The 25,496-nt window shown below is 56.9% G+C and carries 23 protein-coding genes and 3 pseudogenes; 11 read left to right on the plus strand and 15 right to left on the minus strand.

The genetic code is table 11. The annotated features are described in order from the left end of the window. Positions 1-126 (plus strand): annotated as a pseudogene (locus IB248_RS29140) (IS481 family transposase); the annotation flags it as partial. Positions 127-262: 136 nt separating this feature from the next. Here the strand turns inward: IB248_RS29140 and IB248_RS29145 are convergent. The 8 genes and pseudogenes from IB248_RS29145 to IB248_RS29175 all read right to left on the minus strand — a co-directional run bounded on the left by IB248_RS29145 (position 263) and on the right by IB248_RS29175 (position 8,834). Continuing rightward, positions 263-1,276, minus strand: coding sequence for a methyltransferase (locus tag IB248_RS29145; protein ID WP_192242067.1), 1,014 nt, complete (start codon positions 1,274-1,276; stop codon positions 263-265). 192 nt (positions 1,277-1,468) lie between these two features. Then, a pseudogene (locus tag IB248_RS32435) lies at positions 1,469-1,611 on the minus strand (GNAT family N-acetyltransferase); the annotation flags it as partial. A 77-nt stretch (positions 1,612-1,688) separates the two neighbouring features. Further along, complete coding sequence (locus IB248_RS29150; protein ID WP_192242068.1) at positions 1,689-2,147, minus strand: ProQ/FINO family protein; 459 nt, start codon at positions 2,145-2,147, stop codon at positions 1,689-1,691. Positions 2,148-2,336: 189 nt separating this feature from the next. Further along, complete coding sequence (locus IB248_RS29155; RefSeq protein WP_246779315.1) at positions 2,337-2,789, minus strand: response regulator; 453 nt, start codon at positions 2,787-2,789, stop codon at positions 2,337-2,339. 509 nt (positions 2,790-3,298) lie between these two features. Then, the gene (locus IB248_RS32440; RefSeq protein ID WP_192242070.1) at positions 3,299-5,779 is read right to left on the minus strand and encodes an autotransporter outer membrane beta-barrel domain-containing protein; all 2,481 of its coding nucleotides are present in this window, start codon (positions 5,777-5,779) and stop codon (positions 3,299-3,301) included. A gap of 757 nt (positions 5,780-6,536) precedes the next feature. Further along, positions 6,537-7,532, minus strand: a complete 996-nt coding sequence (locus tag IB248_RS29165) for a transglutaminase family protein (RefSeq protein WP_246779316.1) — start codon at positions 7,530-7,532, stop codon at positions 6,537-6,539. Between the two features lie 73 nt (positions 7,533-7,605). Continuing rightward, positions 7,606-8,160 carry an OmpA family protein gene (locus tag IB248_RS29170; protein WP_192242071.1) on the minus strand — a complete coding sequence of 185 codons (555 nt, stop codon included), beginning with the start codon at positions 8,158-8,160 and terminating at the stop codon, positions 7,606-7,608. Continuing rightward, positions 8,157-8,834, minus strand: coding sequence for a L,D-transpeptidase (locus IB248_RS29175; protein ID WP_169683824.1), 678 nt, complete (start codon positions 8,832-8,834; stop codon positions 8,157-8,159). The genes IB248_RS29170 and IB248_RS29175 overlap by 4 nt, the downstream gene beginning before the upstream one ends. 412 nt (positions 8,835-9,246) lie before the next feature. Here IB248_RS29175 and IB248_RS29180 point away from each other — a divergent pair, with 412 nt between their 5' ends. The 4 genes from IB248_RS29180 to IB248_RS29195 all read left to right on the plus strand — a co-directional run bounded on the left by IB248_RS29180 (position 9,247) and on the right by IB248_RS29195 (position 15,540). Then, positions 9,247-10,437 (plus strand): porin, encoded by a 1,191-nt coding sequence (locus IB248_RS29180; protein WP_169683823.1) that lies wholly within the window; start codon positions 9,247-9,249, stop codon positions 10,435-10,437. A 629-nt stretch (positions 10,438-11,066) separates the two neighbouring features. Continuing rightward, a complete protein-coding gene (locus tag IB248_RS29185) occupies positions 11,067-13,664 on the plus strand; it encodes an EAL domain-containing protein (RefSeq protein WP_169683806.1) in 2,598 nt (865 codons plus the stop codon). 189 nt (positions 13,665-13,853) lie between these two features. Next, the gene (locus IB248_RS29190) at positions 13,854-14,168 is read left to right on the plus strand and encodes a hypothetical protein (protein ID WP_246733812.1); all 315 of its coding nucleotides are present in this window, start codon (positions 13,854-13,856) and stop codon (positions 14,166-14,168) included. A 205-nt stretch (positions 14,169-14,373) separates the two neighbouring features. Continuing rightward, positions 14,374-15,540, plus strand: coding sequence for an amidohydrolase (locus IB248_RS29195; protein ID WP_169683804.1), 1,167 nt, complete (start codon positions 14,374-14,376; stop codon positions 15,538-15,540). A 450-nt stretch (positions 15,541-15,990) separates the two neighbouring features. Here the strand turns inward: IB248_RS29195 and IB248_RS29200 are convergent, their stop codons facing one another. From IB248_RS29200 to IB248_RS29220, 5 genes are all read right to left on the minus strand, one after another. Further along, positions 15,991-16,227, minus strand: a complete 237-nt coding sequence (locus tag IB248_RS29200) for a hypothetical protein (protein ID WP_169683803.1) — start codon at positions 16,225-16,227, stop codon at positions 15,991-15,993. Next, positions 16,227-16,412, minus strand: a complete 186-nt coding sequence (locus tag IB248_RS29205) for a hypothetical protein (RefSeq protein WP_192242072.1) — start codon at positions 16,410-16,412, stop codon at positions 16,227-16,229. Before IB248_RS29205 ends, IB248_RS29200 begins: the two co-directional genes overlap by 1 nt. Positions 16,413-17,166: 754 nt before the next feature. Further along, the gene (locus IB248_RS29210) at positions 17,167-17,601 is read right to left on the minus strand and encodes a pyridoxamine 5'-phosphate oxidase family protein (RefSeq protein WP_029792536.1); all 435 of its coding nucleotides are present in this window, start codon (positions 17,599-17,601) and stop codon (positions 17,167-17,169) included. A 378-nt stretch (positions 17,602-17,979) separates the two neighbouring features. Beyond that, the gene (locus tag IB248_RS29215) at positions 17,980-19,206 is read right to left on the minus strand and encodes an HlyD family secretion protein (RefSeq protein ID WP_029792538.1); all 1,227 of its coding nucleotides are present in this window, start codon (positions 19,204-19,206) and stop codon (positions 17,980-17,982) included. Positions 19,207-19,209: 3 nt separating this feature from the next. Next, positions 19,210-19,641, minus strand: a complete 432-nt coding sequence (locus IB248_RS29220) for a hypothetical protein (protein WP_029792539.1) — start codon at positions 19,639-19,641, stop codon at positions 19,210-19,212. Between the two features lie 215 nt (positions 19,642-19,856). Between IB248_RS29220 and IB248_RS29225 the strand changes: the two genes are divergently transcribed. The 5 genes from IB248_RS29225 to IB248_RS29245 all read left to right on the plus strand — a co-directional run bounded on the left by IB248_RS29225 (position 19,857) and on the right by IB248_RS29245 (position 22,573). Next, positions 19,857-20,180 carry a hypothetical protein gene (locus IB248_RS29225; protein WP_029792540.1) on the plus strand — a complete coding sequence of 108 codons (324 nt, stop codon included), beginning with the start codon at positions 19,857-19,859 and terminating at the stop codon, positions 20,178-20,180. An 849-nt stretch (positions 20,181-21,029) separates the two neighbouring features. Next, positions 21,030-21,239 (plus strand): cold-shock protein, encoded by a 210-nt coding sequence (locus IB248_RS29230; RefSeq protein ID WP_018116770.1) that lies wholly within the window; start codon positions 21,030-21,032, stop codon positions 21,237-21,239. A gap of 308 nt (positions 21,240-21,547) precedes the next feature. Beyond that, entirely contained in the window at positions 21,548-21,739 is a 192-nt protein-coding gene (locus IB248_RS29235; protein ID WP_029792541.1) for a hypothetical protein, read from the plus strand. A 220-nt stretch (positions 21,740-21,959) separates the two neighbouring features. Next, positions 21,960-22,244: a hypothetical protein gene (locus tag IB248_RS29240; RefSeq protein ID WP_029792542.1), complete on the plus strand. Its 285-nt coding sequence runs from the start codon at positions 21,960-21,962 to the stop codon at positions 22,242-22,244. Between the two features lie 35 nt (positions 22,245-22,279). Then, positions 22,280-22,573: a YkgJ family cysteine cluster protein gene (locus IB248_RS29245; protein WP_169683802.1), complete on the plus strand. Its 294-nt coding sequence runs from the start codon at positions 22,280-22,282 to the stop codon at positions 22,571-22,573. Positions 22,574-23,012: 439 nt separating this feature from the next. Here the strand turns inward: IB248_RS29245 and IB248_RS29250 are convergent, their stop codons facing one another. Then, positions 23,013-24,053, minus strand: a complete 1,041-nt coding sequence (locus IB248_RS29250; protein WP_029792543.1) for a fatty acid desaturase — start codon at positions 24,051-24,053, stop codon at positions 23,013-23,015. A 751-nt stretch (positions 24,054-24,804) separates the two neighbouring features. Here IB248_RS29250 and IB248_RS29255 point away from each other — a divergent pair. Further along, positions 24,805-25,038: a hypothetical protein gene (locus tag IB248_RS29255; RefSeq protein WP_029792545.1), complete on the plus strand. Its 234-nt coding sequence runs from the start codon at positions 24,805-24,807 to the stop codon at positions 25,036-25,038. Positions 25,039-25,098: 60 nt separating this feature from the next. On the opposite strand, the pseudogene IB248_RS32050 reads toward IB248_RS29255, so the two are convergent. Further along, positions 25,099-25,253, minus strand: a pseudogene (locus IB248_RS32050) (DUF892 family protein); the annotation flags it as partial. Positions 25,254-25,496 lie beyond the last annotated feature (243 nt).

Here is a 25,496-nt window from a genome sequence, read left to right on the forward strand (position 1 = left end):
CTCGCCAAACACCTCAAGGCGCTCCGATGGCGAACGCCCTATCAAGCAATCTGCAACGCCTGGACAAGGGACCCGTCAATCTTCAAAATCAATCCGCACCATCTCATTCCGGGACCACACACCTAGACTCAAAACGCCGGGTTATGCACACTTCTATGCTCGCTCACCGAAACTGCTGCCACCGATTTTGCCCCCCGGCACGCCAGGCGATCGACATCTTTGGTCGATCTTGCGGACCACCGGCGGCGGTCGCGGTTTGCGCTCAGTCAGGCTTGAAGCCTATCACCATCGAGTCCGGCCCCAGCAACGGCTCGACGCGCGTCGCCACGAAACCGGCGTCGTGCATCCATGCTTGGCAGTCGCCGCCGGTGTAGTCGAACCCGCCGGGGGTCTCGATCAGCATGTTCAGGCTCATCAGAAGGCCGAAAGCGTTCAAGCGGCGCTCGTCATCGATGACGGCATCGTAGACGATCACGGCCCCGCCGTTCGGCAGCGCGGCAAAGGCCTTTTCCAAGAGCATCTTCTTCTCGGCAAGATCCCAGTCGTGCAGGATGTGCCCCATCAAAATCACATCCGCATTCGGCATCGGGCCGTCAAAGAAGTTCCCGCTTTGGAAACGGATACGGTCAGCGAGACCCTGTCGGGCGACGAACTCGTCGAATATCGGCTGCACGGCGGGCAGGTCGAAGCCGATGGCCTGAAGATGCGGATGCGCTTGCGCGATCACCACCGGCACCATGCCCTGCGCCGCGCCCACATCGACGAAGGTCGTGTATTTCGACCAGTCGAACCGGGCGGCGATCGCCTGTGCCGCACCGGCGCTGATCCCGCTCATCGCTTCGAGGAACCCACGCAGCCGCGCCGGCTCCGCATAGATCGCGGCGAAGAAGTCTTCGCTGTGCTTGGCTTCATTCTGCGGCTCTCCGGTGCGCAGGGCTTCGGTCAGCGAGCCCCAGAAACCGTAGAGCCGGGTATTGGCCATTTCGAGGATGCCGCCAATATAGGAGGGCTTGCCTTTGTCGAGGAAGAGGTCTGTATCAGGGGCATTGCGATAGCGGCCGTCCTCGCGTTCGAGCAGCTTCAGGGCCACCAGGGTGTCGAAGAAGTCGCGGGCCGCGCGGGGATGCAGTTGCAGCCTGGCCCGCAGGTCGCTGAGGTTGGCCGGGCCGGCCGCGAGTGCGGTGAAGACGCCGAGCTCGACCGCGCTGAGCATGGCCTTGGAGGCCCAGAACCCCATGCCGAGCTGCATGATGTTGTCCGGCGTCGTTTCGCCCATCGTACCTCTCCTCCTGATCGTATCATCGAACAGCATCTGGGATTGGTGCGGAAACCGAAGCGGCCCGGCCTGGCATGCCCAGTCCCGTCCCGTCTCGTCTCGTCTCGTCTCGTCTCGTCGAGGCACCCTGCAAGGGAAAATAAAGCGTTTTGCGATGTCCTGCAATTAATCAAGAAGCACTAGGTGAGCAGGCGAATGCTCGTGCATCCGACGCGCCACGCCTCGACGACTTGCCGCCGTGTCTGTCATGTGGCCGCAGTTGCAAACATGTTTCCCTCCGATTAGTTCGGAGGCAGTACATCCCAACAATCACCGTCGTCTTCAACGACAAACGTGCTGCCACCGATTTTGCCCCCCTTACTCATCAAGGTCGGTTCGATGCCGCAAGAGCGGAGCTTCACCGATACAGTGGCTAAGTTGGCCGCCTGGCGAGCAAACCGGCACGGATACGGTCTACCTTCGAGGGGAGAGAGGGAGCGATGTCGGCGTCAGGGTCGAGCTGCAAATCGCATCGTTTGATACGCTGATAGCGTGCCTGAGCGGACAGACGATCTGCAGTGGAGACAGGTTCGATCGGCTTGCCCTGGAGATCAAAACGCATTGAGTCCGGTTGCGCAGTCGCAAAGAAATATCGCTTCGAGTGGATGTAGGCTCCGGTCGCTTTCCTGAGCGTCGTTACGGAGATATCTGGCTTCAACAGTAGACGGACTTCGTTCCAGAGACCAACTGCAAACGGTTTGATCGGATCGCCGATCGTCGCGGGCAAAACATCAATGGGCTGGCGCAGCAGCGCGTTGATGTCTCCTGCCTTGGCAAGATCGGACTCGTTGGCCGCAATCGGTCCACGACTGTAAGTCCACGGCTTGGTCATCAAATGTCACCTCTGGCTTCGTCCTAGCGGGCGATCGTGAAGCGAGTTTGACAAACGAGAGGTCCGCTTCACGGCTTCAGTTGGGAATGGATCAAGGCGCAGGCAAGATCGATGCGGTGGAAGCAAGGCAAGGCATTTTAGTATCCAGCCAAAACTCGACGTCGGCCCCGCCAAATGGGCCCTTGGAAGTCAATTCGTTTCCAGGCCAATGACGTCAGCATGACGCGACTGAAGCCCAAAGTCTGGGATCTCTCTGTCCAGTTCGAACAGCAGCTTGAAGTAGACGATGGCATCATCCGGGCGGTAGGGTTTCTTCAGGAAACGACAGCGGCGAGGAAGGCTCGATTGCCTGAGGCTGACGATCCCGGATGTGATGACGATCGCAATGTCCGGCCAGTGACGGTGAATTTGAACTGCCAAGGCGACACCGTCCACATTGCCAGGAATGTTGATCGCGGTGAACACCAGTGCGATATCACCGTGGCGATCGAGACATCGCAAGGCCCCGTCGCCAGTTTCAGCTTCAATCGCGCGAAAGCCCGCGGCCCCGATAGCTGCAACCATCACCGTGCGCAGGATTGCGTCTTCCTCTACGACGAGAATCCTGTGCGAATCTTCTTTCCCGGTTGCTGACTGGTTCAAAGCCATCTCCTTGTCCGGAGCTGGATTTAAACACGATTGATGCATCGCAACAATATGCTGCCGCATCGCACTTTGCAAAGTCAGTCGGCCGTTGGAGCGCGATCGGCTTGCGGAGCTTTCGTCCCGCCACCGAACGCGTTTTCGAGATGATAGTCTTGCCCTTCAGGCCGACGCAGCGCATCGGGCAGGATAAGGATCGGGTCCTTTCCTGTATGCCTCGACACATATGTATCACAGGCGTCTGTCGGGTACTCGGGCAGGCTATCCCCGCTAGGTTGATCGGCGATGCATCCGCGATCTGATTGAGATACACCTGACGCCGCAGCGTGGCGGGACATGAGCCAAGTTTGCCCGTTCCTTCCCGCTCGACGGGTCAACGCAAGGTGTCCGGTCTGGCCGGAAGCGAAATTGTTGCCGCTCGCCCGTTTACTGGCGCACAGTGGCATCCACGGCAGCTTGCGGCGGCAACCCCGGAAATTTCACTCCAGTCGTGTCATGTTGATCAGCCGCTACCAGACGATCCTCAACCCAACCCGCCCGGAAACGGCGCTGAAGTCTTCGCCCCCAAGGTTGAAATAATAGGATGCATTGGCATAGACCCGCACGTTCTCGGAGAGATCCGCCGTCGCACCCCCGCCCAGTTCCAGCATTGTCGCCTTGCGAGTGGCATCGACCGGGATTGTGTTGAACGTCACGACATCGGTCGTTTCGAACTCGTGCCAGAGGTTGGCGAGCAAGAAAGGCGAGACCGGTTTGCCATCGTAGTCGTAACTGCCCTGCAGGCGTACGCCGAGCCGACCGGTAAGGGCGTCGTTGTCGTCATAGCTGATTGTGCCGCCCGGATCGTGGGCCTGGTCGAAATTCAGGTACTGCCAGATGATTTGCGCTTGCGGCTCGATATCCCAGTGATCGGTGGCTTTGAACCTGGTCCCCGTTTCCAGTGACGCTGTCACTGCATCGCCGTTGAAGCTGCTGTCATACGCGCCTATCGAGTGGGTGTCGGTATCCAGCCATGAATTCATCAGGACGCCGTCGATGTAGCTACCATTGTCCCAGGTTCGGGTCCAATAAGCGGCAATGCTATAGCTGTCGATCGAAAGATCGCCGACGTGGATGCTGTTGAGATTGAGCGCGTCCGCCGTGATGTCGCCCCACGCACGAGAATAGCCGGCAAAGACGCCGAACGTATCCAGCACACCCTTGCCCTCGCGCTCGTAGAACGGCGCCCCAATTTCGAAGCCAAAGGCCTGCCCATCGTACGTTTCGTCGAGTAGGCGGGTTAGATCCTGATCGTAGCTCTCGCCGAAAACGCGCGTCCAGACTGCGTTGCCAGCCTGCTCACGGGCCATCCAATCCTGCTCGCCGTGGCGCTCGTGGAAGGTGCCGAGCGTCGTCCTGAGTAGGCCGCGTGACACTGCTGGAACGACCGTCATGATCGGAACTTCGGGTCGGATCGTCGGACCGGGATCGAAGGTTCCCGGATCGCCGCCATCTCCGTCAAGTTCGTCGCCACCGTCGCCACCGTTCCCTCCGTTGTCGCCACCGCCGTTGTCGCCACCACCGCCGTTGCCACCGTTGTCACCCGACTCGCTGCGCAGATACCAGTTGTTATCCGTGCCCGGCACTGACGAGCCCTTGTACAGCAGATATTCGTAGATCCCCGCGCTGACGCGGCGACTTAGAAAGAATGATCCGTTCGCGGTCGTGGCCCCATTGATCGCCTCGACAACCAAGATCCCTCGATCTGTCTCGTCACCGGCGCCGCCGACATTCGTTGCGACAATTCCCGTCAATCCAGACGCCGTTCCTGAATCGATCACGAGCTTGTCTGCCGGCGAGCTGTCGTTGCCAAGAATGCTCTGAAGCCACAACTGACCAGAATTGCCGACGTAGTTGCCGACAATCTTCAGCGAGTCCGAGGTGGAGTTCGAACCGGTTGTGAGGTCGATCACACCGGCGTTGGTTACAGTCACAAGTCCGCCTGCGGTTGCTGGCGAAATCGTAGACTGGAAGCCGCTGCCGTTCAGCACGCTGGTCGAGTCGATGCTCAGTGCGCCGCTGCCGGTACCGCTATCACCGAGGACAAGATTGTTGTTCATCTTGAGGGTCGAGCCCTGCTCGAGCGAGATCAGTTCCCAGTTGATCAATCGATTCGGGTTGCTGCCCTGAGTATGCTGCCAGGTCAGCGTGTCGTTACCCTGGCCGCCGTTGATCTGGATCGTTTTGAGCTGCGTGTCGGTCAAACCCTGGAATAGAGCCACATCGTTCGCGTCGCCCATGTCGATGCCGCCAATCAGGCCGCCGGTCCATAGCATCGAATCGTTGTTGGCTCCGGCATTGAGAAAGCCCGTGACTTCGCCGCCCGACAACTCGAAGCGGTCTGTGCCTGCGGATTGGTTGACCGATGTGTTCACCCGGCCGCCCAGCATTTGAAAGAGATCATTGCCGGCGCCCTGATCGACCGTGCCATTGAGTACCCCCGGATTGTAATTGACGATGGTGTCGTTACCGGTGCCGAGCAGCGTATTGCTCTGGATGGTGCCGTAGTTGTCGATGCGGGTCTGGCTTGCTCCGTTGATGAAGACTCCATTGTTGATGTAGGCGCCTGCACTGTTCAGGATCGTCGTCGTGCCGTCGCCGTTGACCGTGATGCCCTGGTTCAGTGTGCCGTTGTTGGTGATCGCGTTGTTGCTGTTGCCCGTGAACGAAAAGGCTTCGTTGATGAATGCGTTGGCGTTGTTGGTCACCGAGTAGGTGCCATTGCCGGTGATCACCAGACCGTTATTGATGATCCGCGAATTTACGAAGGTGATGAAACCGTTGTTGTTGAGCGTGACGCTCTGCAGGTTTCCCGCGTTGGTCACGCCAAGAGTGCCGATATTGGAAAGGGTGAGCGGACCGTTGAAGTTGGTATTGTTGAGGATATCGACCGTGAGCGTGCCGAGGCTGGCGGTGCTGCTGTAGCCGGACGGATTGCCCGTGCAGGTCACCGTCTGACCTGAACTGGGGATTGCCGGATCGCAATCCGCGAACGCCGGCAGAGTTATGAAGAAGCTAAGGATGCTGACTAGGGGAGGAAGAGCTTTTTTGCGGAGAGAAGGAAAAGATATGCGACGGTACTTCGATGATGCATTCCATTTCGTCATACCTGCGCTTCTCCGGCATACAGTCAAGGGATCCCCAGCAGTGGCTTCATCATTGTACAGGTCGACGTGATTGTGAAGCTTGGAACTAACACTCTGGAGCAAAAGCGATTTGCGCCGTGTATGACTGTGACCTTTCGACCTCAGTACGCGCGGCTCAGGCGGCAGGTAACGTCGAACGTGGAATGACGATTGAGGCCTGCCCTAGGAAATCTTACGCACGCCAACGATTGCCGCGCCCCCCGGTCGTATGGCAACGAACTTTGCCCGTTCTGCTCGGCGTCGCTCTGACGATCTCGTCCTGATCACACCAACAGCGGCAGTCGCAGGCGAGTTGTTACGGCAAATCAGAGATGCGCCGATAAAACGAAATTTTCACGAGCTGTGGCTACTCGGTGGTGTCATGTTGTTTGATTAGGACCGAACAGGGTATTCTTCTGCGAAGTTAGACAATCGCACCTGTGACGGTCTTCCACTGCGCCATGGCGCAGATCCAAGGAACGTGTATTGCCAAGCTGACCGCTTTTCCGTCGAGCGACACATAGATTGCGGTTGCCGTCGCAGGCTACCCCGAATTACAACGGGACAATGCGGATGGATCGAACTAGTCCCTGACTTCCGACAAATCCGGGATCTCACCAATCTTGTTGACGGCGACGTCGACCGTCATGCCCAGATAGTCTTTGGCTTCTCCAAACCATGAGCCTTCCAATGGTATTGCCTGAGCTGGATGTCGGGCGACTGCCACCGGGATCAGATTGAAACCCGCGGTGATCTGGTTCGTCGGGTCGTAATCTAGCCATCCTGCACCGGGGAGAAATACCTGCAGCCAGGCATGTGTGGCGCCGGCGCCCGTTGTTCCGACCGCGCCGCCGTCCAACGCCGCGTCGTACAAGTAACCTGATACAAAGCGGGAGGCGATCCCGAGCCGGCGCAATGCCTCTATCATCAACCAGGCATAGTCACGGCATGATCCTGATTTGGTGCGAAGGGTTTCGCCAGGTGACTGGGTTCCTTCTGTTTCTCTCGCACAGTAGGTAAAGTCATCCTGGAAAGTGTTCAGCATCCGACGCAACACATCGATGGTTTGGTCCTGGTCGCGCGCGACGAAGCGCTTGGTCCAGGCGGCTACGCTTCCATCAGGATCTTCAGTATGCGGACGCAAATAGCCAGCGAGATCGGTCCATTCGTCGGGGGTATATTGCACCGGGATTTCGTCGGCGCGCGGTTCCAAAGGGAAGGCCTCTACTCCCTTTACTCCGAAAAAGACACCTTGAACCTCAAACGTAAACGTCAGTTCGACTCCGGCCTCGCTGAACTCCATCACGGTCACAGTGTTGGAACGGGGATCGCTGATCCAATGAATCTTTGAGGGAACGCTCGTTCTCGCCGACCAACCGAGGAGACGCGCCCATGCGCCACGTCGCGGCAAAAATATTGCTCGGTGCGTGCCGAAGGTAACAGGCTTGGCATACCTGTAGGTCGTAACATGTGTGATCTTACCAAGAATCGCCATGTCTACCAGCTCTGCCGCAGATAAATAGGATCCCTTGCCGAAACGGGCGATGGTGAAGTTGCATAGGTTCAGCCATTTATCCATGACCAGCCCATAGCGGCGTGTCAACGGCCTTCACGCGTGCCGCGGCCAATGCGAACTGGGCGCGATACTGCGGTCAGACCGAGTCGCGCTGAGTACGAAGATTGGATACAACGCGCCGGTTTTGCACCTTGCACGAGCGGCTCGTGCAGTCGCGGACTTCGCGATCGTTGCCGTAGCCCTTGGCCCATACGCGGTTGGCGTCCACGCCCTTCGAAACCAGATAGGCCATCACTGCATCGGCGCGTCGCTGTGAAAGTGTCGTCATTGCTGAACCAGATCCGGAATCGTCGGCAAATCCCTGCAGCTTGACCAGCCATTGCGGGTTGCTGTTGAGCCAGGTTGCCTGCTTATCCAACGTTACCTTGGCGACGCTATCAAGCGTGGCCGAGTCCTGCGTAAAGTAGGTCCGTCGGCCGACATTCAGAATGAAGTCCTGTTCGCTTCCGGCCGCGACGTTCTCGAAGCCGGGCGCCGGGTCGTTGGTCTGTCCGGTCATCGGCGCCACGGCAGGCTCCTCCACCTCGGCGATATCGGTGGTGCTGCATGCGACAAGCGTCAAGAGCATGGCCGCAGCGACGAGAGGCCTAGAACATCCGATTAAAACAGACATCAGGGTGATATTCCTCATTCGACCGGAACCGCTTGGTTCGTCTGCGCGGCATTTTGAGCTTGATCGGCAATGTGGGGCAGGACCTGTACTGCGGTGCCGATGGGGCACCGCTGATAAAGATCGATTGCATCTTCATTGAACATGCGAATGCAGCCGCTGGAGGCATCCTTGCCGATACTGCCTGGCTCCAGAGTACCGTGGAAACGATAGCCGGTATCGACGCCGTCGCGAAGCAAATACATCGCGCGCGGCCCAAGTGGGTTCTTCGGTGAACCTCCATCTACCGACTCGGGCAGCTCGGGGTGGCGTTGACGCATCTCCGGCGGCGGCGTCCAGCGTGGCCAAAGCGCCTTCTGGTCGATCGTGGCTCGGCCGTACCATTTGAAGCCCTCGCGGCCGACACCGACGCCATAACGAATGGCCGTCTTGTTCTCCATGATCAGGTAGAGAAAATGATGCGTCGTATCGACAACAACCGTACCAATCGGCTCGCTGCTGAAATATTTGACAACCTGGCGGTGCCACTTCCTGTCGATCTTGGCAAAGTTCGTGCTTCGGAACGTCACACCGTTGTCGATACTGGTTCCGGAAAAATAGGAAGCGGCCGCAGCTAAAGTCGGCTTCTCGACCGCCGCCAAGGTTCCGACCGAAGCCAAACCGCCAAGCAGAATATCCCTGCGCGTCCACCTCATCGGCATCCCCCGAAAGCCAAGCAGCGAGGCGCTCATGTAAAACAGATTTTTCGTGGCCGACAAGAATAAAAATGCATTGCTCTGCATCCTCGGTGGATGCGGCGCTGCCGCCTGTCCCAGTCGCATGCCTGAAATCGCTGGCGGGATATCCTTCCCGCCGTCGCGCCGGTCACAGGATTCGCATAGCGCGGACCCACAACTGATAGAGGCATCGTAGTTTACGGTATCATACCGGAAATGGCTTGTATCTTCCTGCGCTCTTCGCTCAGGTGGATCGAAATGGGAAAGTCGAGCCCGACAGCTACGGCGTGATTGCGATGTGGAAGACGAATCAGTAGATTGGCATTTGGCGTCCCTCGCGTGCAACGTTGACACTTATCCCATGCTGACGGAACGCCCCGGGGGACACGTGATGCGACGAGTTAAATACAGTGCCGTGCATGCGCCAATCTACTCTCTCCTCGCATTGTGTCTGCCGGCCGGGATCGCGGTAGGGCAGGAGGTCGCGAAACCGGCTCAGAAACCCTCTGAGACGAGCAAGGCGGATGAGCGTTGGATTCCGAAACTGCGGCTCGGGGATGACACCGCCTACCTGGAATTTTACGGCCAGATCAACAAAGGCTTGCTGGTTTACGACGACGGCGGTTCGACCGACAACTACTTCCCCGTCGACAACGGCAACTCTTCGACACGTGCCGGCTTTCGCTTTTACTCCAAGATGGAGAACAACTGGTCGGTGGGCGGAAATCTCGAATGGGAATGGACGCCCTATTCGACAACGAACGTCAATCAGCTCAACAAGGGCGACTACGATTGGGAAGCACAGCTTCTGCGAAAAGCAGAAGTCTATATGGAGTCGAAGGAATACGGGAAGTTCTGGTTCGGCCAGGGTAGCATGGCGTCTGATGGCAGCGCCGAAGTCGATTTGTCCGGCACCTCGGTCGTCGGCTATTCGCTTATCTCGGACATGGCCGGCGGACCGTTCCTCAGGTTTGATGACGGAACGCTCTCTTCAATACGCGTCAAAGACGCTTTCACAAACTACGATGGTCTCGGTCGAAAATTGCGATTCCGCTACGACAGTCCATCCTACGGCGGATTCAGCGTGTCGTCGTCCTTTGGGACGCAAGTCGTACCTGAGCCGAGTGACGTCGCCGTGTGGGACATTGCGTTGCGCTACGACCAAACGATCGAGGACGTCAAAATCAGCGGCGCATTGGCGTTTTCGAGGCCGGGCGATGGCAATTCGATCTACGACGCCTCGGTTTCACTGCTACATCAGCCAACGGGCCTGAGCCTTACCCTTGCAGCCGGCTACTCGGACAAGGAGTCCATCGATGGACACTACGGCTATGCCAAGGTTGGTTACCAGACGGATATATTTGAAGTCGGCAAGACAGCCTTCTCCGTCGACGCCTATTTTGGTCGGGACATCAAGGGCAAGGGAACGGATAGCGATTCCTACGGTGTGCAAGTCGTACAGAATCTCGATTATTGGCAGACCGAACTTTTTGTCGGTGCACGTACTTATTCGTACGACGACGAAGTCTCAAGTGTCCAAGACAGTTATGCTGTGCTCGCAGGCGCCAGACTGAAATTTTAGCGATATCGCACGCTCGCCGTTCGAGCGCGCAGACCCTTCAACGAGGGCCTGGCTTGTAGCGGCTAAGAACTGCGCGGTTGGATCCAGCGGTCTCGAAAAGCTCATTGACGCTGTTCGAAACGCTATGATGTTAAGCATAGGATCCGGTGCCTGAACGTCATCGAGCGCAACATGCACAGACGAGTTGCGCTCGATAGTCGGGTAGCCGCGATCGATAGGCGCGACTTACGGATCCCACGTCAGCAAAAACGCGTCAGATCCGAGGGTTGACCCGGAACGTGACCGCCGAACTTGGCCGGCGATCGTCGCTGGTTACAAGGTCGCCCGTGCGAATAGGTTGGTTCAACGCGGACGCTACTATTGTCGCAACCCAACTATCCCTATCGGCCCGGTCTTGTCCCACAAGACCCAGTGGGGCCGGTCCCCGTGTGCAGCATCTTGCAACTACGTTCGCTGTAGTTTGAATGCTGTACTTGGTTTCAAGTGTTCGGATACGCGGGCACTCCCTTCTACATTTAGCAACGTTCAGACATATAGCGGGCAACTGCGGTACTAAAAAAGCATAACTATTTTTAACCCGTCATTTGTACTTGTGCCGTAGCGTGTCGCTCAACCTGAGCGAGGATGGCATGCACGGTCTGGGCAATGATGTGGCTAATTTTTCCGGTCGAGATTTCATTCGACGGATCGTCTATCCCATGGCAGCAGTCATGGTTGTCGCAATCTTGATCGTAACCGTCGTCCTTGTCTTGTCGGCACGCCAACAAAACAAGCTGGAAGTCGAAGCGTCCACGAGACTTGCGACAACCGCACTCCAAGTAAAGGCCCGAGAGGTCGGACGGGATCTGCGCAACTATACCATTCGTCAGGATGTCTACGAAAACATTAGCAGGAGTGGCAACATTGCCTGGGCCGCGACGGACGGGAATATCGGGCCGAACATTTACAAGGACCTCGGCTACGAACTGGTATTCGCCGTCGCTCCAGGCAACCGCACGATCTATGGGCTGATCGATGGAGAGCCGAAGGACGTCGACGCGCTGAAAGTGATGCCACGCGGACTTCGGGATCTTCTGAATGTCGCCTCCATTCAGGCCGACCCAACGACAAGCTTGATCAAGTCCGGGAGCGATATCTATGTGGTGGCGGCAAATGGAATACTTCCGCCCTCCATTGACCGTTCGAACGTAAAGCCAAGAGACCTCACCATGTTGGTTTTCGCCGAACGACTGGACCAGAAGTTTCTCGATCGGATGGGGCGCGACTACTTGCTGTCCGATTTGAAAATCTCGCTTGATCGAGTTGACGATGCCGAGGCCTCGATCCCACTCCTGACTCAGGATCGCGTTTTCCTCGGAACGATCTCCTGGTCTCCGCCGAAACCGGGCGAGCAGCTCCTTCGCTTCATCTTGCCACCACTCGGCATCGCCCTTGTCGTGCTCGCGGCATTTGCCGTTCTGGTGGTCAGAAACGCTCGCCGTTCGACCTCGGCTCTGGAGGCCTCGGCAAAAACTGTCGAAGCATATGCACAGACGCTCAAAGAGAGTGAAACCAGGTTCAAGGATGTTGCTGAAGCTTCCTCCGACTGGATTTGGGAGAGCGATAATGATCTCCGACTGGTCTACTTCTCGACGCGCTTCAGCGACGTCACGGGACTTTCGCCACAAGCCATTCTCGGCAAGACGTTCGAACAATTCTTCTCGCGTGATACGGATGCAGATGGCTGGAGGCAACTGATGGCAGGTAGCAGCGATCAGCGCGCCTTCCGGGATCTGCGTTGTGCTTATCGGGACGCCAACGGCAATGGGCGCATTTGCCGGCTGGCGGGGCGCCCGATCGTTGCTTCGTCAGGGGAGTTCCTGGGTTTTAGAGGAACGGCGACTGATATCACCGAGGAGGTGGAAGCACAGGAGCGAGCCAGCCATCTTGCCCATCATGACGCACTCACGGGTCTACCCAACCGAGCGCTCTTTCACGAACGGCTGAACATCGCACTGGCAGCGACCGCGGAACAGACTGCACGCGTGGCAATCATCTGTCTCGACCTCGATCACTTCAAGGAAGTGAATGATACGCTCGGACATGGGGCAGGGGACCTGCTTCTCCAGCAGTTGTCGAACCGTCTGCTCGGATGCGTGCGCAAGCACGATACGGTCACCCGTCTCGGTGGCGACGAGTTTGCAATCATTCAAATGGGCGTTGCTCAACCCCTTGAAGCAGAGGAGCTTAGCCGAAAGCTGATCGATGTGGTGCGCGCACCCTTTACGATCGAAGGGCAGGATCTGCACGTTGGTGTCAGCATCGGCATTGCCATTGCAGACGCCACAGAGACCGATCCCGAGCGCCTGTTGAAGAATGCCGACATTGCTCTTTACAGAGCCAAGCAGAGCGGGCGTGCCACCTACCGGATATTCGAAGCGCAAATGGACGCCGAACTCCAGCAGCGCAAGGCACTGGAATACGACCTCAGACAGGCGGTTCTAAAGGACGAGCTGGAAGTCCACTATCAGCCCCTCATCGATCTCGGGAAGCGTCAAGTTGCTGCCGTGGAAGCGCTCGTAAGGTGGCGTCATCCAGCACGCGGCTTGGTATCGCCTGCCGATTTCATACCATTGGCCGAAGAGACTGGCCTCATCGTTTCGATCGGCGAGTGGGTGCTCGAGACGGCCTGCCGCCAGGTGCTCGATTGGCAAAACCTTCGAGTTGCGGTCAATCTCTCCCCGGTCCAGTTCCGAAACAGGGAGTTGGTTGAAACCGTCCGCCAGGTTCTGGTGCGGACCGGTTTGGCGCCTGAACGGCTCGAACTTGAAATCACAGAAAGCGTGCTGATCAATGATGCGTCGGCTGCACTCGAGATCCTGAACGGTCTGAAGAACCTTGGCGTGAAGATCGCCATGGACGATTTTGGAACCGGTTATTCGTCACTGGGCTATCTGAATTCGTTTCCGTTCGACAAGATCAAGATAGACAAATCCTTCATCGGCGACATGGACAGCAAGGACAAGTCCGGGGCCATTGTGAAATCCGTGATCGGCCTGGGGCAGAGCTTGAACATGGTTACGACAGCCGAAGGCGTCGAGACACCGGAGCAAGCGGAATTCCTGAGGCAAGAGGGTTGCGACCAGGTCCAAGGTTACTATTTCAGCAAACCCGTGACAGCGCCCGAACTGTCCACGTTCATTGAGCGATGGGATGGCGCCAGAGCCTGGGGCGACGTCGCTGCCTGACCGAGTGTATCGGCGGCAAAAGACAGACGGCAGGAGTTTCCCGGCACGTTCCAATAGTCAATCTGGAAGGCGCGCATAGCAGCTATTCGGCTTTTGCGTTTGCCTCACATTCCCGTTTGCTTATTTTGCATCTCCCGTCAGGTCTGCGTTCCCTGGCTTTGGTCCGAGGTAGAGATAATCGGAGGCATGATGCAAAACATGATTGTCGCGGACAATCACATGGCGTCCGTTGAAAACGGCACCAAGACGATTGCGGTTCGCGTTGGATACTGCACGGTCAAGCCGGGGCCCCTCGAGATCAGATCCGCGAGTGGATGTTGGCCAACGACCCCGGTGTACGTCGTTTCCGTCCAGAGAAAATCGATCTCGGCACTGAGTTCGGACGAGCTCAGCCAAAGTGGTTTTTCCAACGTCAATACACTGGTCAAGCAACTCCAGCCCGCCCATCCCTGTCTTTCGACAGATTCCGATGTCACCGTGATCAATTGGAAGGTGGCCAGTTAGCGGTCAATGTGCGGGGTTCCCCGAGACGTTCCGATCAGTGCTTCCGGTGTCGAGGCTTCAGTCGCATGGGCGTGGAGGAGGCACCCTCTCTCGACGCAATGGCTCGCCCTTGCCAGCTAAGCAATACAGAGAGCCGCGGCTTGTCGCTTGAAATGCGAGCGTTTCTTGTGACAGAACGCCGGGGAAATCACGAAGGAAGCCGAACGTGAAACTGGACATCGAAGCTGTCGCCGAAGAGGCAAAGACTTGGCGCCGACACATACATCAAAACCCGGAACTGCTTTTCGATCTGCCTGAGACGGCGGCCTTCGTTGCAAAGAAACTACATGAGTTCGGTTGCGATGAGGTTGTCACGGGGATCGCGAAGTCGGGTGTCGTGGCCGTCATCAACGGCTCAAGAGGTCCGGGCAAAACGCTTGGCTTTCGCTGCGACATGGATGCTCTTCCCATGTCGGAGCAAACCAATCTGCCTTACGCATCAAAAGTGCCGAACCGCATGCATGCCTGCGGTCATGACGGCCACACTGCAATGCTGCTTGCTGCGGCGAAGTGCCTGGCCGCAAGCCGCGATTTTCCAGGTGCGATCGTGTTGATCTTCCAGCCCGCCGAGGAAGGCGGTGGCGGTGCCCGCGTCATGATTGAGGAAGGTCTCCTGGAGCGCTTCGGGATCGAAGAAGTCTACGGTATGCATAATGAGCCAGGCGTCGATGTTGGTTCATTCGCCATACGCAGCGGTCCTTTCATGGCAGGCGCCGACCGGTTCCTGGTGACGATCAACGGCAAGGGTGGGCATGCGGCATCCCCGAACCTCACCCGGGACCCGGTATTGGTAAGTGCGCATATGATCACCGCGCTGCAGTCGATTGCGTCCCGGTTTACCGATCCCTTCGATCCGGTTGTCGTATCGGTCACCTTCATGAACGGCGGCAACGACCAGGCTCTTAACGTGATTCCTGCATCGGTTAAGATAGGGGGTACTATTCGAACAATGCAGCCTGAAACGCGCAACGCAGTCGAGCAACGCTTCCGCGATATCGTGGGGATGGCAGCCAAGCTCTTCGAAACGGAGGCCGAGATCACCTGGATTCCAGGATATCCGGTCACCGTCAACGACGAGGAGAAGACCCGCGTGGCCGTGTCGGCTGCCGCCAACGTCGTAGGGGCGGGTCGTGTCGAGACGGCCTATGCGCCATCGATGGGGGCTGAAGACTTCGCATACATGCTTGAGCAACGCCCGGGCGCCATCATTCTCGTCGGGAATGGAGACAGTGCCTACCTTCATCACCCTGCATACAATTTCGACGATAGAGCAATCATTTACGGCGTCAAATACTGGTTGTCATTGGCAAATCAGGAGCTCGGGCGCCTTTAGCGTCCATAAGGCACCTGTCAGGCGTGCAAACAAAAAGGCCGGCACCTCCCTCGGCGCCGACCTCTCGTAATCTGTCTCAACAACAACTGCCAGTACATCCGTGGTCAGCCGTCAGAGACATGATGGGTTGAATGTAAACCTTTGCGAAGAAGCGTCAAGTACAGCTTCCGGAGCATGCTGCCGCCGCACGACGCGGTCAAGCCGTCACCAGTACCCAGCAAAAGCCGGAATGAACGCCCCAATCGCAATCAGTGCCAATGCTGGCCAGTTTTTTGGAGATACTGGCCTCGGGGTTCGAGCGTGCGGCCACCCTGCAACGTTCGATGCGGATCACTCAGCCGTCTATCAAGCGTTGGCCGGAAAGGACGAGTGTTCCGGCGACAACAAGAGCTGCGCCAATCAAGATTGCCCACATCACCGCCTCCGCGATCTTGGGGGACCCGTATATGGCTAAACCCGATCCAGACTTGATTGTTCCGTATCTGTATCGGGGAGGATGATCGAAGCCTCTGCCAGTTTTTCCCGCGCAACGCGTTCCAGCGCGGCTCTTTCGTGCTCGCCTTGCTTCCAAAGTGCCAACAGCAATGTGGCGATCTGAAGTACTGCTTTCCTGTCCCTAGCAATTCCTTCCTCGCGACAGATCGTCTTAAGGACAGCATTCACGACGGAGAAATCGACACGGTCCATTAGCCACCCGCGCCGGGAGGAACGTCGTTCGTCAGAAGTTCCTTACGCTGACTAGTATCTTCGGCAGCCGCGTCGATCAACGCGTCAGCAGACTGCGTAAGGCCCACCCCCGCTCCGCGAGATCCGGAATAGGCTCCATCGAGGACGGCCAAACCAGCCGGAGTAGTTGTCGTGGCGTTCTTCATGATTTTCTCCACGGCGCCTGCGCTAGCCGTCTTTCGACTGAACTGCGCGCCGAGACCTTTGCAACAGTGCCAGGCCCACTTGGCCGATGCCGAGTAACGGGCGCCGCGGTATGGTGGTAAAGTAGCGAGATCGAAGTGGTTCAAGGTTGCAAATGTCGCTTACGCGCCCTCTGTGAGAAAATTGAAAAAGCAAAGCCCGACGGACGGGGTCGTCGGGCTTTTTTGCATGGACCTACAGACGTGTGGACCTGACAGCAGAACGCTGCATCTCGAGAATTAGCGTTATGGCCGAAAGTTTCAAGCGCGTCCAGATGCCCATATGAGCAGGATCTCAATCGTTTCAGGCGCTCGGTCTGCATGTTGTGGAAGTAGGAGGGAGGTTCACGAGAGGGCGAGAACCTCCCCTTGCACTTCTGAAGAGAACTCCTCTGCGGCGGGGATCCGCATGATTGGAGTTAGGCCTTTACCTTTGTCTTTTCCATGTTTCCACATTCCTAATATACGCTTACCCGCAGATGCGGTCCATTTGCTCAAAAGCATTAAGTCCCCGGTGGAAACGTGTCCGGAAATTTCGAACAGGTGGAACTAGGCACTGGCGTCGATGCCACTGAAGAGCGGAAGTGTCGAACAGGTCAGTTCTGTCATCCATTCTTCTTCCCTTGTGCCGAGTAGAAAGAGTGTGGATGCAATAGCCCGCTCTTCCAGATGGGAACCGATAACGAAGGGCGAAGCCTCTGTCGGAGCTAAGTCTCAGTCACGCCTCGATGACACCGTTGTCTTCGCCATCCCAATATTTCAGCCGGTCCGCTTGGACCTTGATCAGAAGAAGTCCCGGGGTCTCAACGCCTTGTGGAAACCAGCGTTCCAGATCTTTCACCCAGTGGTCATCGAACATGCTGCGATCGCGGACAAGTGACGCTTTGCCCTCAATCGAGATGAACATGCCGGGCCTGCCGAGCATGCTGGGCGCTTCGCAAAAGGCGAGCGTCACGCAAGGATCGCGATCGATGTCAGTGATTTTTGAGGTGTTGTCATACGAAAAGAAATAGCTATCGCCATCATACTCGGTGTCTCCATTGTTGCTCATGGGGCGATTTGCGATTACTCCGCTCGATGTCTTCGTCGACATCATGCAAAAGTCGATCTTGCGCATCTTTTCGGATAAATCGGCCAGTGACTTGCCTGCCATTTCAAAACTCCCATACAGAGCTGCGGATCGGCGGATCCTTGTCCGTGAGATGGAAACGGTCTTTGTTAAAAAAGGTTCGCCGCCACTGAGGAAAGGAGTGCCGAGAGCCTTCGCTCGCCCGCTCCTGCCGCGGCCACACAGTTTGATTGTGCGCACTACCGGCGCCGCCTTGTCGGCGCATCGTTTAACGGTTTGTTCCTGCGGTTGATAATTCGGCTACGCTCTTGCCCGGTTCTTTAAATGCTCTCCAAGCCCGCCGGAGTTGGCCCATCCCAAGCTACAGGTCGAACGGATTCCTCGTCTGGCATCCTTAGCCGGGCGGCAGGCGGTCAGCAGCACCGCCGATTTTCTGCCGCTCCGGCATGGGATCGATGAGACTTAATGGCCCTGCAGGACAAGGGTCTGTACAGGCAGCAACAGGGCTTGCAGCCGTAATATCATCGCGTGGACGAGCCCGACAGTGTCCACGACATGCAGGAAGATCCAGCGCAAGGTGCCGATGTTCTTGTCGGCAAGCGCGTCGTGGTTATTCGTGTAGGCGTTGGCGATGCAACTGCTTCCCGGGGGAACGCCGTTGAGGCCGCCGGTAAAGAGTGGCTCCATGAAGACGGTCAGGGTCCCAGGCTGCGATACCTGCCGGACGTCGAGCAGTTGGTCTGTCGGCCGATATTGACCTGCGGCGATGACGTCCTGAACCTCGGTTACAACCATCGGAATGATGGTGAACGGCCGGCCGATGCAAGTCGCCTCGGCGATCATTCCCGTCTTCAACACCTGCGCCTCGATCTGCCCGAAGCCGGCGATCAGCACGTTTTTGCCCGCACTTTCTGGGACCAGGATGCCGGCGGGACGCAGCAGCGGGTTGACCACGTCGCCGCGACGCAGCGTAAATTGCTGCACCGTCCCGGTGACGCCGGCCCTGACGACGGTCTTGTCGAGATCGACCTGCGCCTGTTTTTCGGCCGCCTCAGCGCTCGCCTTTTGAGCCGGCAGAAGTTCTTCGATCTGCGTTTGCAAGGTCTGCTTTTTGGCGATGTCTGAATCGAGCGCACCCTTTCGACTGTCGATGTTGGTTTCAAGCCGCTCAACCTCGCGCCTGGCCACGGCGTCGTTCTTCAAGAGCTGCTTCTTCATCTCGTATTCGTCGACGGCCGTTTGGTAGTCTCCCTGGGCTTGCTTGATTTCGCCGTCGGCGCTTGCAAGCTCGCTCTGAGCCACTTTCATTGCGGCGTCGACTTCGGCAATCTTGCGCCTGGACGCATCGAGCGCGGCCTTCTGGGCGTCACTGTTGAGCCTGAACAGCGGGTCCCCGGCCTGGACCTTCTGGTTGATCCCGACATATACCTCTTCCACGCGCCCGCCTGTTTCCGGCAGAATTGTTACGGTGCGGAATATGGCGGTGACATTCGACGTCGATGGATGGAAGTAGAAGATCATGGTGATCAGCGAAATCGTCAGCAGGAGACAAGCAGAAATGCCCCAGCGCAGCTCGTACCACACGCTATAGAGTGTGATTTCGCGGCCGATCCGCTTTCCTTGGCCATAGCGTCGGTAGAGATAGTCTGGAACGATCGTCAGCAGGGAACACAGGATCAGTTCGAACATGGCTCAGTTGCCCTCTCCGTGGGAGTCCACCTTCGATTCTGACACGATCGGCTCTTCTCGAACCAGCGCTGGGTCTCCTGTCGACTGGACGTCACGACCGGACAGTTTCCCGAGCGACCGGGCAATGGAGTAGAGCGGTGTCGAGAAGTCCGGAAATTCGATGAAAGCCAGCAAGAGACCGGCAATCCAGAAAAGATGGTTGTGCGTGAACAACGAGATCAAACCCAGCACCGCCACGATTTCCAGCTGGATCTTGCTGGTCTTATGCGCCATTCGCTCTGGAAGCGCATGTAGCTGAAAATAGAGATTGCCAATAACGAGGACCATGACCAGGAGAAAGATAGCGACCGCCACGAAAAGATAGTCGGTCTGCCCAGGTGCGGTGATGAAGACTGGCAGGTGCTCAATCGCGGCAGGATGGATTTCTTGGTCCATGTCGGAAGTCCCATCGAAGGATCGTTGTTCCTGTCGTACCTGTAGAGACATAGCAAATTCCAGCGAGCTGAACAGGGAATTTTTCGATTACGACGGGCGGTGTTTCCCGGAACTTTCTGGCTGGTCTGTCCCTCGCGTTCGCAGACCACTCCAAGCGCATAGTGGCTCAGGAGCCAGCGGAGGTCTAAGATGTAGCGGGGGCAGGGGACGGAGCCATGAAATACTTTATAATGGTCGATTACGTGATCGAAGGCGTCTTTGACACCATGAGAGAGGCTCTTGCCGACGTCGAATGTCGCAAAGTCCTGGGCTACACGGCACGTATCAAATTGATACCGGAGGACACGCCGGAAGTCCGCGAGGAACTGGCTAAGGAGCAGAGGCGGCGATACGACGAGGCGGAGCAATTGGTGAATGGGCAGATCAAGACAGCGCAACGCCGAATCATGCAGCGTAGGGCACAAGCCAAGGCCAACAAGATCGGGCTCGGGTTTGGGATGTTTACCGGTGTCACCGTCCTGGTTTTCATTTTGCTTTAGACTGATAATAACTTTTCGATGATCGGCCGACTGAGCGCCGTCTTCCTCCACGCGGAGGTGCGCGGTTCGGCAGAAAAGCCGGTCGGGAGCAAAATTAGGGCTCTGTTGCAAGAATTCCGTTGATACCCGAACGAGTGCGGTCAATTTTCAGCGAGATTTTTGATGATGATTTGTTGTTTGCGGGTGCCGTCCTCTCACTCATCGCGGCGCTCGCAACCTTCCACGTCGAGATGCTTACGGCGGGTCAAAGTATGCTGCGCCAGATCGCCAGGGGCCAGCGTCGTAGACGATAACCGAGCGAAACGCGTCCGACCGTCAACTGTACTTCCCTCGAAATCGAGGTGACGGCCTAGGGCCGGCTGGCGGATGAATACCGTGCGGCGCACTTGGAATGATCGCCGATAGCGGCCAGAGCGAAAAAGCAAACCCCGGTATCGCCCGTCACACTCTCGACGCCGGATTTGGCCTGCGCCCCAACCAGGGGAGGTACAAGGGCACCCGAATTACGTCTTGGCCGAATTGCGCCGCATAGGCTTTGGCAGGAGCTGGATTGCGCTCCTTCAAGGAAATTCAGTGATCTCGTCGCAGCGTGGGATCAAAAAGCACGTCTACGTTTTCCTTTGAAGCCGCCGAAGGCTTTCGAACATCACAGAGAAATTGGGGGCGGGGTCACTCGTCTTGATTACGACGTATTGCTCATTATATATAGGGCATCGACTTTTGCTTTTTGAGCTTTGCTTTGCGTTATATGACGCAGCTGGCGAACCTTTTCTTACAGACATCGATCATTGACTGCCGACGGCTTTCGTCGGGCAGCAACTACTCGTGCGATTGAAAAGGATAATCGTCATGAACACAGGTATCGTTAAGTTTTTCAACACTACTAAAGGCTTCGGCTTTATCCAGCCTACGGACGGCAGCAAGGACATCTTCGTTCACATTTCCGCCGTCGAGCGCTCAGGGATGAGTTTCCTGTCTGAAGGCCAGAAGCTCAGCTTCGACGTCGTCGAGGATACCCGTTCGGGCAAGAGCGCCGCTGAAAACCTCCAAGCCGCCTAAAGAAACCATCGGTCTTTTGCCAGGGATCTACTGGCATCGACCGAACATTTCAAAAGTCGGAACTCCCTTCCTTTCCTCGTTTTCAGAGATAGTGATCGAATGAAAAAGACAAATGCCGACCAGCAAATCCAGCGGGCCCTCCGTCAGGTGAAGAACACCAGTGGCGGCGGTCACCTTGGCGGAACGAATTTCGGGCAATCGTACGATGCGAAGACATCGTCTGCCAAAGGCAAGTCCGACGGTAGCCGTAGAAATTCCCGCAAAGCCTGATCGCCTGCTGGAGAGGTAGCCTTAATGGGAGTGAGATCATGACCATCACGAAAGACGCGTTTTTCAACCCTGCCAAACTTTCTGCCGACGCGAAAGCGACGCAGATGAATGCGACAGTTCGCAATATTCTCGAAGCCGAAGTGGCGGAACGCGAAAAGAAAACGCAAAAGCTCAGGGCGCTCAGACTGGCGCAGCCTGTCGTAGAGCAGTCCAGAAAAAGTAAGACTTAGAACGCGGGCAGCCTAACCTTTCGCCTCCCTGACCACGGATGTACTGGCATGGAGATGAGATGGAAGCACAGTGGAGCCGGATTTATGTCCGGTTCCATGCTGCGGTTTAGGCACGCTAAAGCTAAGGGCGAAATTACAAGGATCTCGGAGCCAAGGAAATTAAAGGAGACCGTTTCTGATTACAAAAGAGAAATTCAGCGCAAATTCCCAAGCCATTTCGGTGGAGTTGACGCCGTCTCACGTTAAAGCCTTGAAGCTTGCGAAGGATGGCGACTTGCATTCCCAAGATGGCAAGTCCTGGACACATCTTAACGCTACCATCACTTTCGCGAAGTCAGACCGGTTCAAAGAGCGTCCAATCAAGGTGAAGTCGGTCACAACGGCGACGGTGGAGCGGCTTACGGAACTTGACCTCCTTCGCACTCTCGATCGATCCGATGGTGCGGCGCATTCGCCTCACGGAATTACCATGGCGGGCAAGCTTTGGCTTCTGAAGCACAAGTGAAGCACAGAAATCTCCCTCGCGCGACGAGGGCGAGCGTGGCGTTTATCGACGAAGTCGGTTGCCAAAGCTGCGGAGCGTGCTGCTCATACTCATCCGAGTGGCCCAGGTTCACCACGGAAGCCGATGACGATCTGGATTTGGTCCCCGGCTACTATGTGGCAGCTGACCAAGGCGGGATGCGCTGCGAAGGCTCGCGATGTTCCGCGCTGGCGGGTGAAGTAGGCATAAGCACGGCATGCCTTGTCTATGAAGTTCGGCCGGATGTTTGCCGAGCTTGTGTTCCTGGTGATGATGCTTGTCAGACCGCGCGGGCTAAATTTGGTTTCTAGCTGGCAGGTCTAAGGTTCTTTTCGCGATTAGCCTTAGACGTGCACCGGGCAATGGGCGACGGGGGCGCATTAACGGCGCGATACATTACATTTTTGAGATGTATCGAGGGGCAGCGCAGGTCAGGCGACGGAACCGGAGGCTAGTAGCCCTGCTATCGCGTGGAACTGGTGCTTCGCCATTCGGCGACATCCTCCTTTTGAACCCAGATTGTTTCTTCATCCCCAGCGCGACCATGCCCCAGCTTAAAGGTGACAACCTCGCCGAACGTTCGTCGGCCATTGGAGGGGTCATCATCGGCCAGGATCCTGACCCTTCCCAATTTCAATTTTCTGTCTGTAGATCAAAGGCTTACGCTCATATAACGAGGGGTCAGCCTTCGGTGCCACAATCTGACGGCTAAACTGCTCCGAACGCCAGATTGCTGTTTGACGAACGAGACTACTGTGGCTGACGCAGCTGCGCGGCGTCGCGAAACGAGATCAGGCGTCGCCTGTGCTCATCCCACAAAACCAGTTTTACACAGCGCAGGCTCTGCATCATGGTGATGCGGCCAATACCGGCCAATGCCGGGTGGTCTCTCAATACTTCCGGAAGCCTGTAATAGGGGACCCTACTCGACAGGTGGTGAACGTGATGGATACCGATGTTGCCCGTGATCCAGCGAAGAGCCAACGGCAGGTCGTAGTGCGATGCACCATGAAGGGCCGCATGTGGGAATTGCCATTCCGGTTCTCTCGACCAATGGGTTTCTTCAAACTGATGTTGCACGTAGAAGAGCCAGATGCCCGCGGTTGCGGCCAATAGGGCGACGGGCAGATGCACCAGCAGGAAGGGCAGGATTCCGATTGCCCATATCAATATCGTGGAGATGAGCGCGATCGCCAGATTTGTCGCCATGGTGGATATCCAAGGCAAGGAACCGGATCGCATCATGCCGAAGGGAAGCCGCTGCTTGAACAGGAACAGCCATGCGGGGCCGATGCCAAACATGATTGCCGGATGCCTATACAGGCGATAGCTGAGCCGACCGATCCAGGAACGGCGGTCATACTCCAACACCGTCAGCGTTGTTATATCGCCAACGCCGCGCCCCTCGAGATTTCCCGCCAAGGCATGATGCTCCGCATGCGCCCGGCGCCAGTAATCATAGGGCGTAAGCGTCAGGACGCCGATCACGCGGCCCGTCCAGTCGTCGATACGGCGACGCGCAAAGAAGGAGCCGTGGCCGCAATCGTGCTGGATCATGAACAAGCGAAGCAGAAAGGCGGCTGCGGGAACAATCAGAACGAGCCCGGCCCAGTAGCCGTAGTGAACCGCCGCCAAGGCACCAGCCCAGCAGAACGCAAATGGAATGGCCGTTACTGCAAGTTCGAAAACGCTGCGTCTGAGATGCGGCTGGCGATACATGGCGAGGATTTTGAGCCAAGCCTTTTCATCGGACAGGGGTGGGCTTTGATCGCGGTGGAGGGGCCTGGTCAAAGAATAGTTCCACCAATGGCAATGAATGAAGAGAAGGCAAGTGCTATCACAACGGCGGATTTGATGAGGAAAAGCGGGTAGTCGAAGCGATAGATTGGATGAAAAGAGCTCATCGCTGCTGGATCTCCTGAGGTTCGGAACGTTGTCGTAGGGACGCTCGCTTGATAATTGCTGCGCGGCCGCTTGGCGCGCTTCCTTTTGGCTTCATCTCTTGTGCTTGCAGCCCTGCAGGCGGCTTTTCGTGGCGTCCTTCATCTGATTGGCGAAGGTCGCCTCAACCCTCACCGGCGCGTTTTCCTGCTTGGGCTTCCGCGTCTCGCGGTTGCTTCGCAATTTGTCCTTTGGCCATTGGTTCGATCCTCTCAATTGAAATCGAGCTTTCCGCTTTTGTCATGAGGCGTGATCAGTGACATCACCGCCTTTCCTGAGACTTTTCCTATGCGGTATCGCAAATCCCGGCCTCGTATCGGGTTATCATCTTCGGCGCGTCGGAGGACGACGCGGTCGCGAAGCGGCGGTATGTCAAGGGATCTTTCTGCGGGCGCAGCGCTTGATGCGGCCTGAATAGCACCGATTGTCGTTGGTTGATAGAAGCTGGCGAGAAATATTATCGGGAGATAAAACTCACAGAAAATAATAATTGCGGTCAAATAACAGTAAGGGAATGTGACATAATTCGTGGGCCAAGGCGGACAGCCGGCGAAGTTGACACCGTTGCGCAGAAGCTTACTTTCTGCGCAAGGAGATGTTCATGGAAAAGCACGAAACTGGCTTCCGATTGATGTCGGAAGCTGTCCAAGCTTGGTACCGTTTCTACGCAGAGTCACCTGAAAATCATGCCTCCCAGGTCCTCTGCAACGCGGCGATCGACCTTTATCACGACGGATACCTGACGGTTGACGCCATCGCGGCCTCCCTCATCGGAACATACGTTGGGATCTGTTCGACGAAGGTGAACGCGCCGACGTCCGCATCGATTCACTAACGTCGTCGGTTCAAGCCCGACCAAATAGCGTTGGAACCAGCCATTCCATTCAAGCGCAAAGGCCGCCCGAGGACGGCCTTTGCGTCCTGCTTGCCGACTTTGAGCAAGCTGCATGAGCTTCTTGTCGGTGGCCTCTTCTTCGGCAAGAGGTGATTGCAGAAATGGCACGGCATCTTCAGACCGAGCTGGTCCGCCCATGCGATCAGAGTACTGTAGATGCTATGGGGGGAGCGGCGAGGGTGTGTCATCCTTCGGCGGTCGAAAAAACCAAAAGGAGCACCCTCATTGTCGGAATCATTTGACGCGACCCGGTCCCTCGCCGCCTTCGACCAGGATACTACGTTGGTCGTCGTGGTCGAGATGAGCCTATCGAAGTGGCTCGTCGCAGCGATTGTTCCAGGACTTGAGCGCCGGCCACTCAAGAAACTTGATGCTGATCCGGAGGAACTGCTGAAGCT

Origin of the sequence: Rhizobium sp. RHZ01 (assembly GCF_014851595.1) — a bacterium.
Lineage (GTDB): Bacteria > Pseudomonadota > Alphaproteobacteria > Rhizobiales > Rhizobiaceae > Rhizobium > Rhizobium altiplani.

Coding starts and splice junctions, on each gene's coding strand:
- IB248_RS29175 (WP_169683824.1), bottom strand. CDS start 8,834: ATGAGGTGGACGCGCAGGGATATTCTGCTTGGCGGTTTGGCTTCGGTC.
- IB248_RS29150 (WP_192242068.1), bottom strand. CDS start 2,147: ATGACCAAGCCGTGGACTTACAGTCGTGGACCGATTGCGGCCAACGAG.
- IB248_RS29165 (WP_246779316.1), bottom strand. CDS start 7,532: ATGGATAAATGGCTGAACCTATGCAACTTCACCATCGCCCGTTTCGGC.
- IB248_RS29185 (WP_169683806.1), top strand. CDS start 11,067: ATGCACGGTCTGGGCAATGATGTGGCTAATTTTTCCGGTCGAGATTTC.
- IB248_RS29205 (WP_192242072.1), bottom strand. CDS start 16,412: ATGAAGAACGCCACGACAACTACTCCGGCTGGTTTGGCCGTCCTCGAT.
- IB248_RS29220 (WP_029792539.1), bottom strand. CDS start 19,641: ATGGACCAAGAAATCCATCCTGCCGCGATTGAGCACCTGCCAGTCTTC.
- IB248_RS29215 (WP_029792538.1), bottom strand. CDS start 19,206: ATGTTCGAACTGATCCTGTGTTCCCTGCTGACGATCGTTCCAGACTAT.
- IB248_RS29230 (WP_018116770.1), top strand. CDS start 21,030: ATGAACACAGGTATCGTTAAGTTTTTCAACACTACTAAAGGCTTCGGC.
- IB248_RS29180 (WP_169683823.1), top strand. CDS start 9,247: ATGCGACGAGTTAAATACAGTGCCGTGCATGCGCCAATCTACTCTCTC.
- IB248_RS29145 (WP_192242067.1), bottom strand. CDS start 1,276: ATGGGCGAAACGACGCCGGACAACATCATGCAGCTCGGCATGGGGTTC.
- IB248_RS29255 (WP_029792545.1), top strand. CDS start 24,805: ATGGAAAAGCACGAAACTGGCTTCCGATTGATGTCGGAAGCTGTCCAA.
- IB248_RS29190 (WP_246733812.1), top strand. CDS start 13,854: ATGCAAAACATGATTGTCGCGGACAATCACATGGCGTCCGTTGAAAAC.
- IB248_RS29200 (WP_169683803.1), bottom strand. CDS start 16,227: ATGGACCGTGTCGATTTCTCCGTCGTGAATGCTGTCCTTAAGACGATC.
- IB248_RS29235 (WP_029792541.1), top strand. CDS start 21,548: ATGACCATCACGAAAGACGCGTTTTTCAACCCTGCCAAACTTTCTGCC.
- IB248_RS29210 (WP_029792536.1), bottom strand. CDS start 17,601: ATGGCAGGCAAGTCACTGGCCGATTTATCCGAAAAGATGCGCAAGATC.
- IB248_RS29170 (WP_192242071.1), bottom strand. CDS start 8,160: ATGAGGAATATCACCCTGATGTCTGTTTTAATCGGATGTTCTAGGCCT.
- IB248_RS29225 (WP_029792540.1), top strand. CDS start 19,857: ATGAAATACTTTATAATGGTCGATTACGTGATCGAAGGCGTCTTTGAC.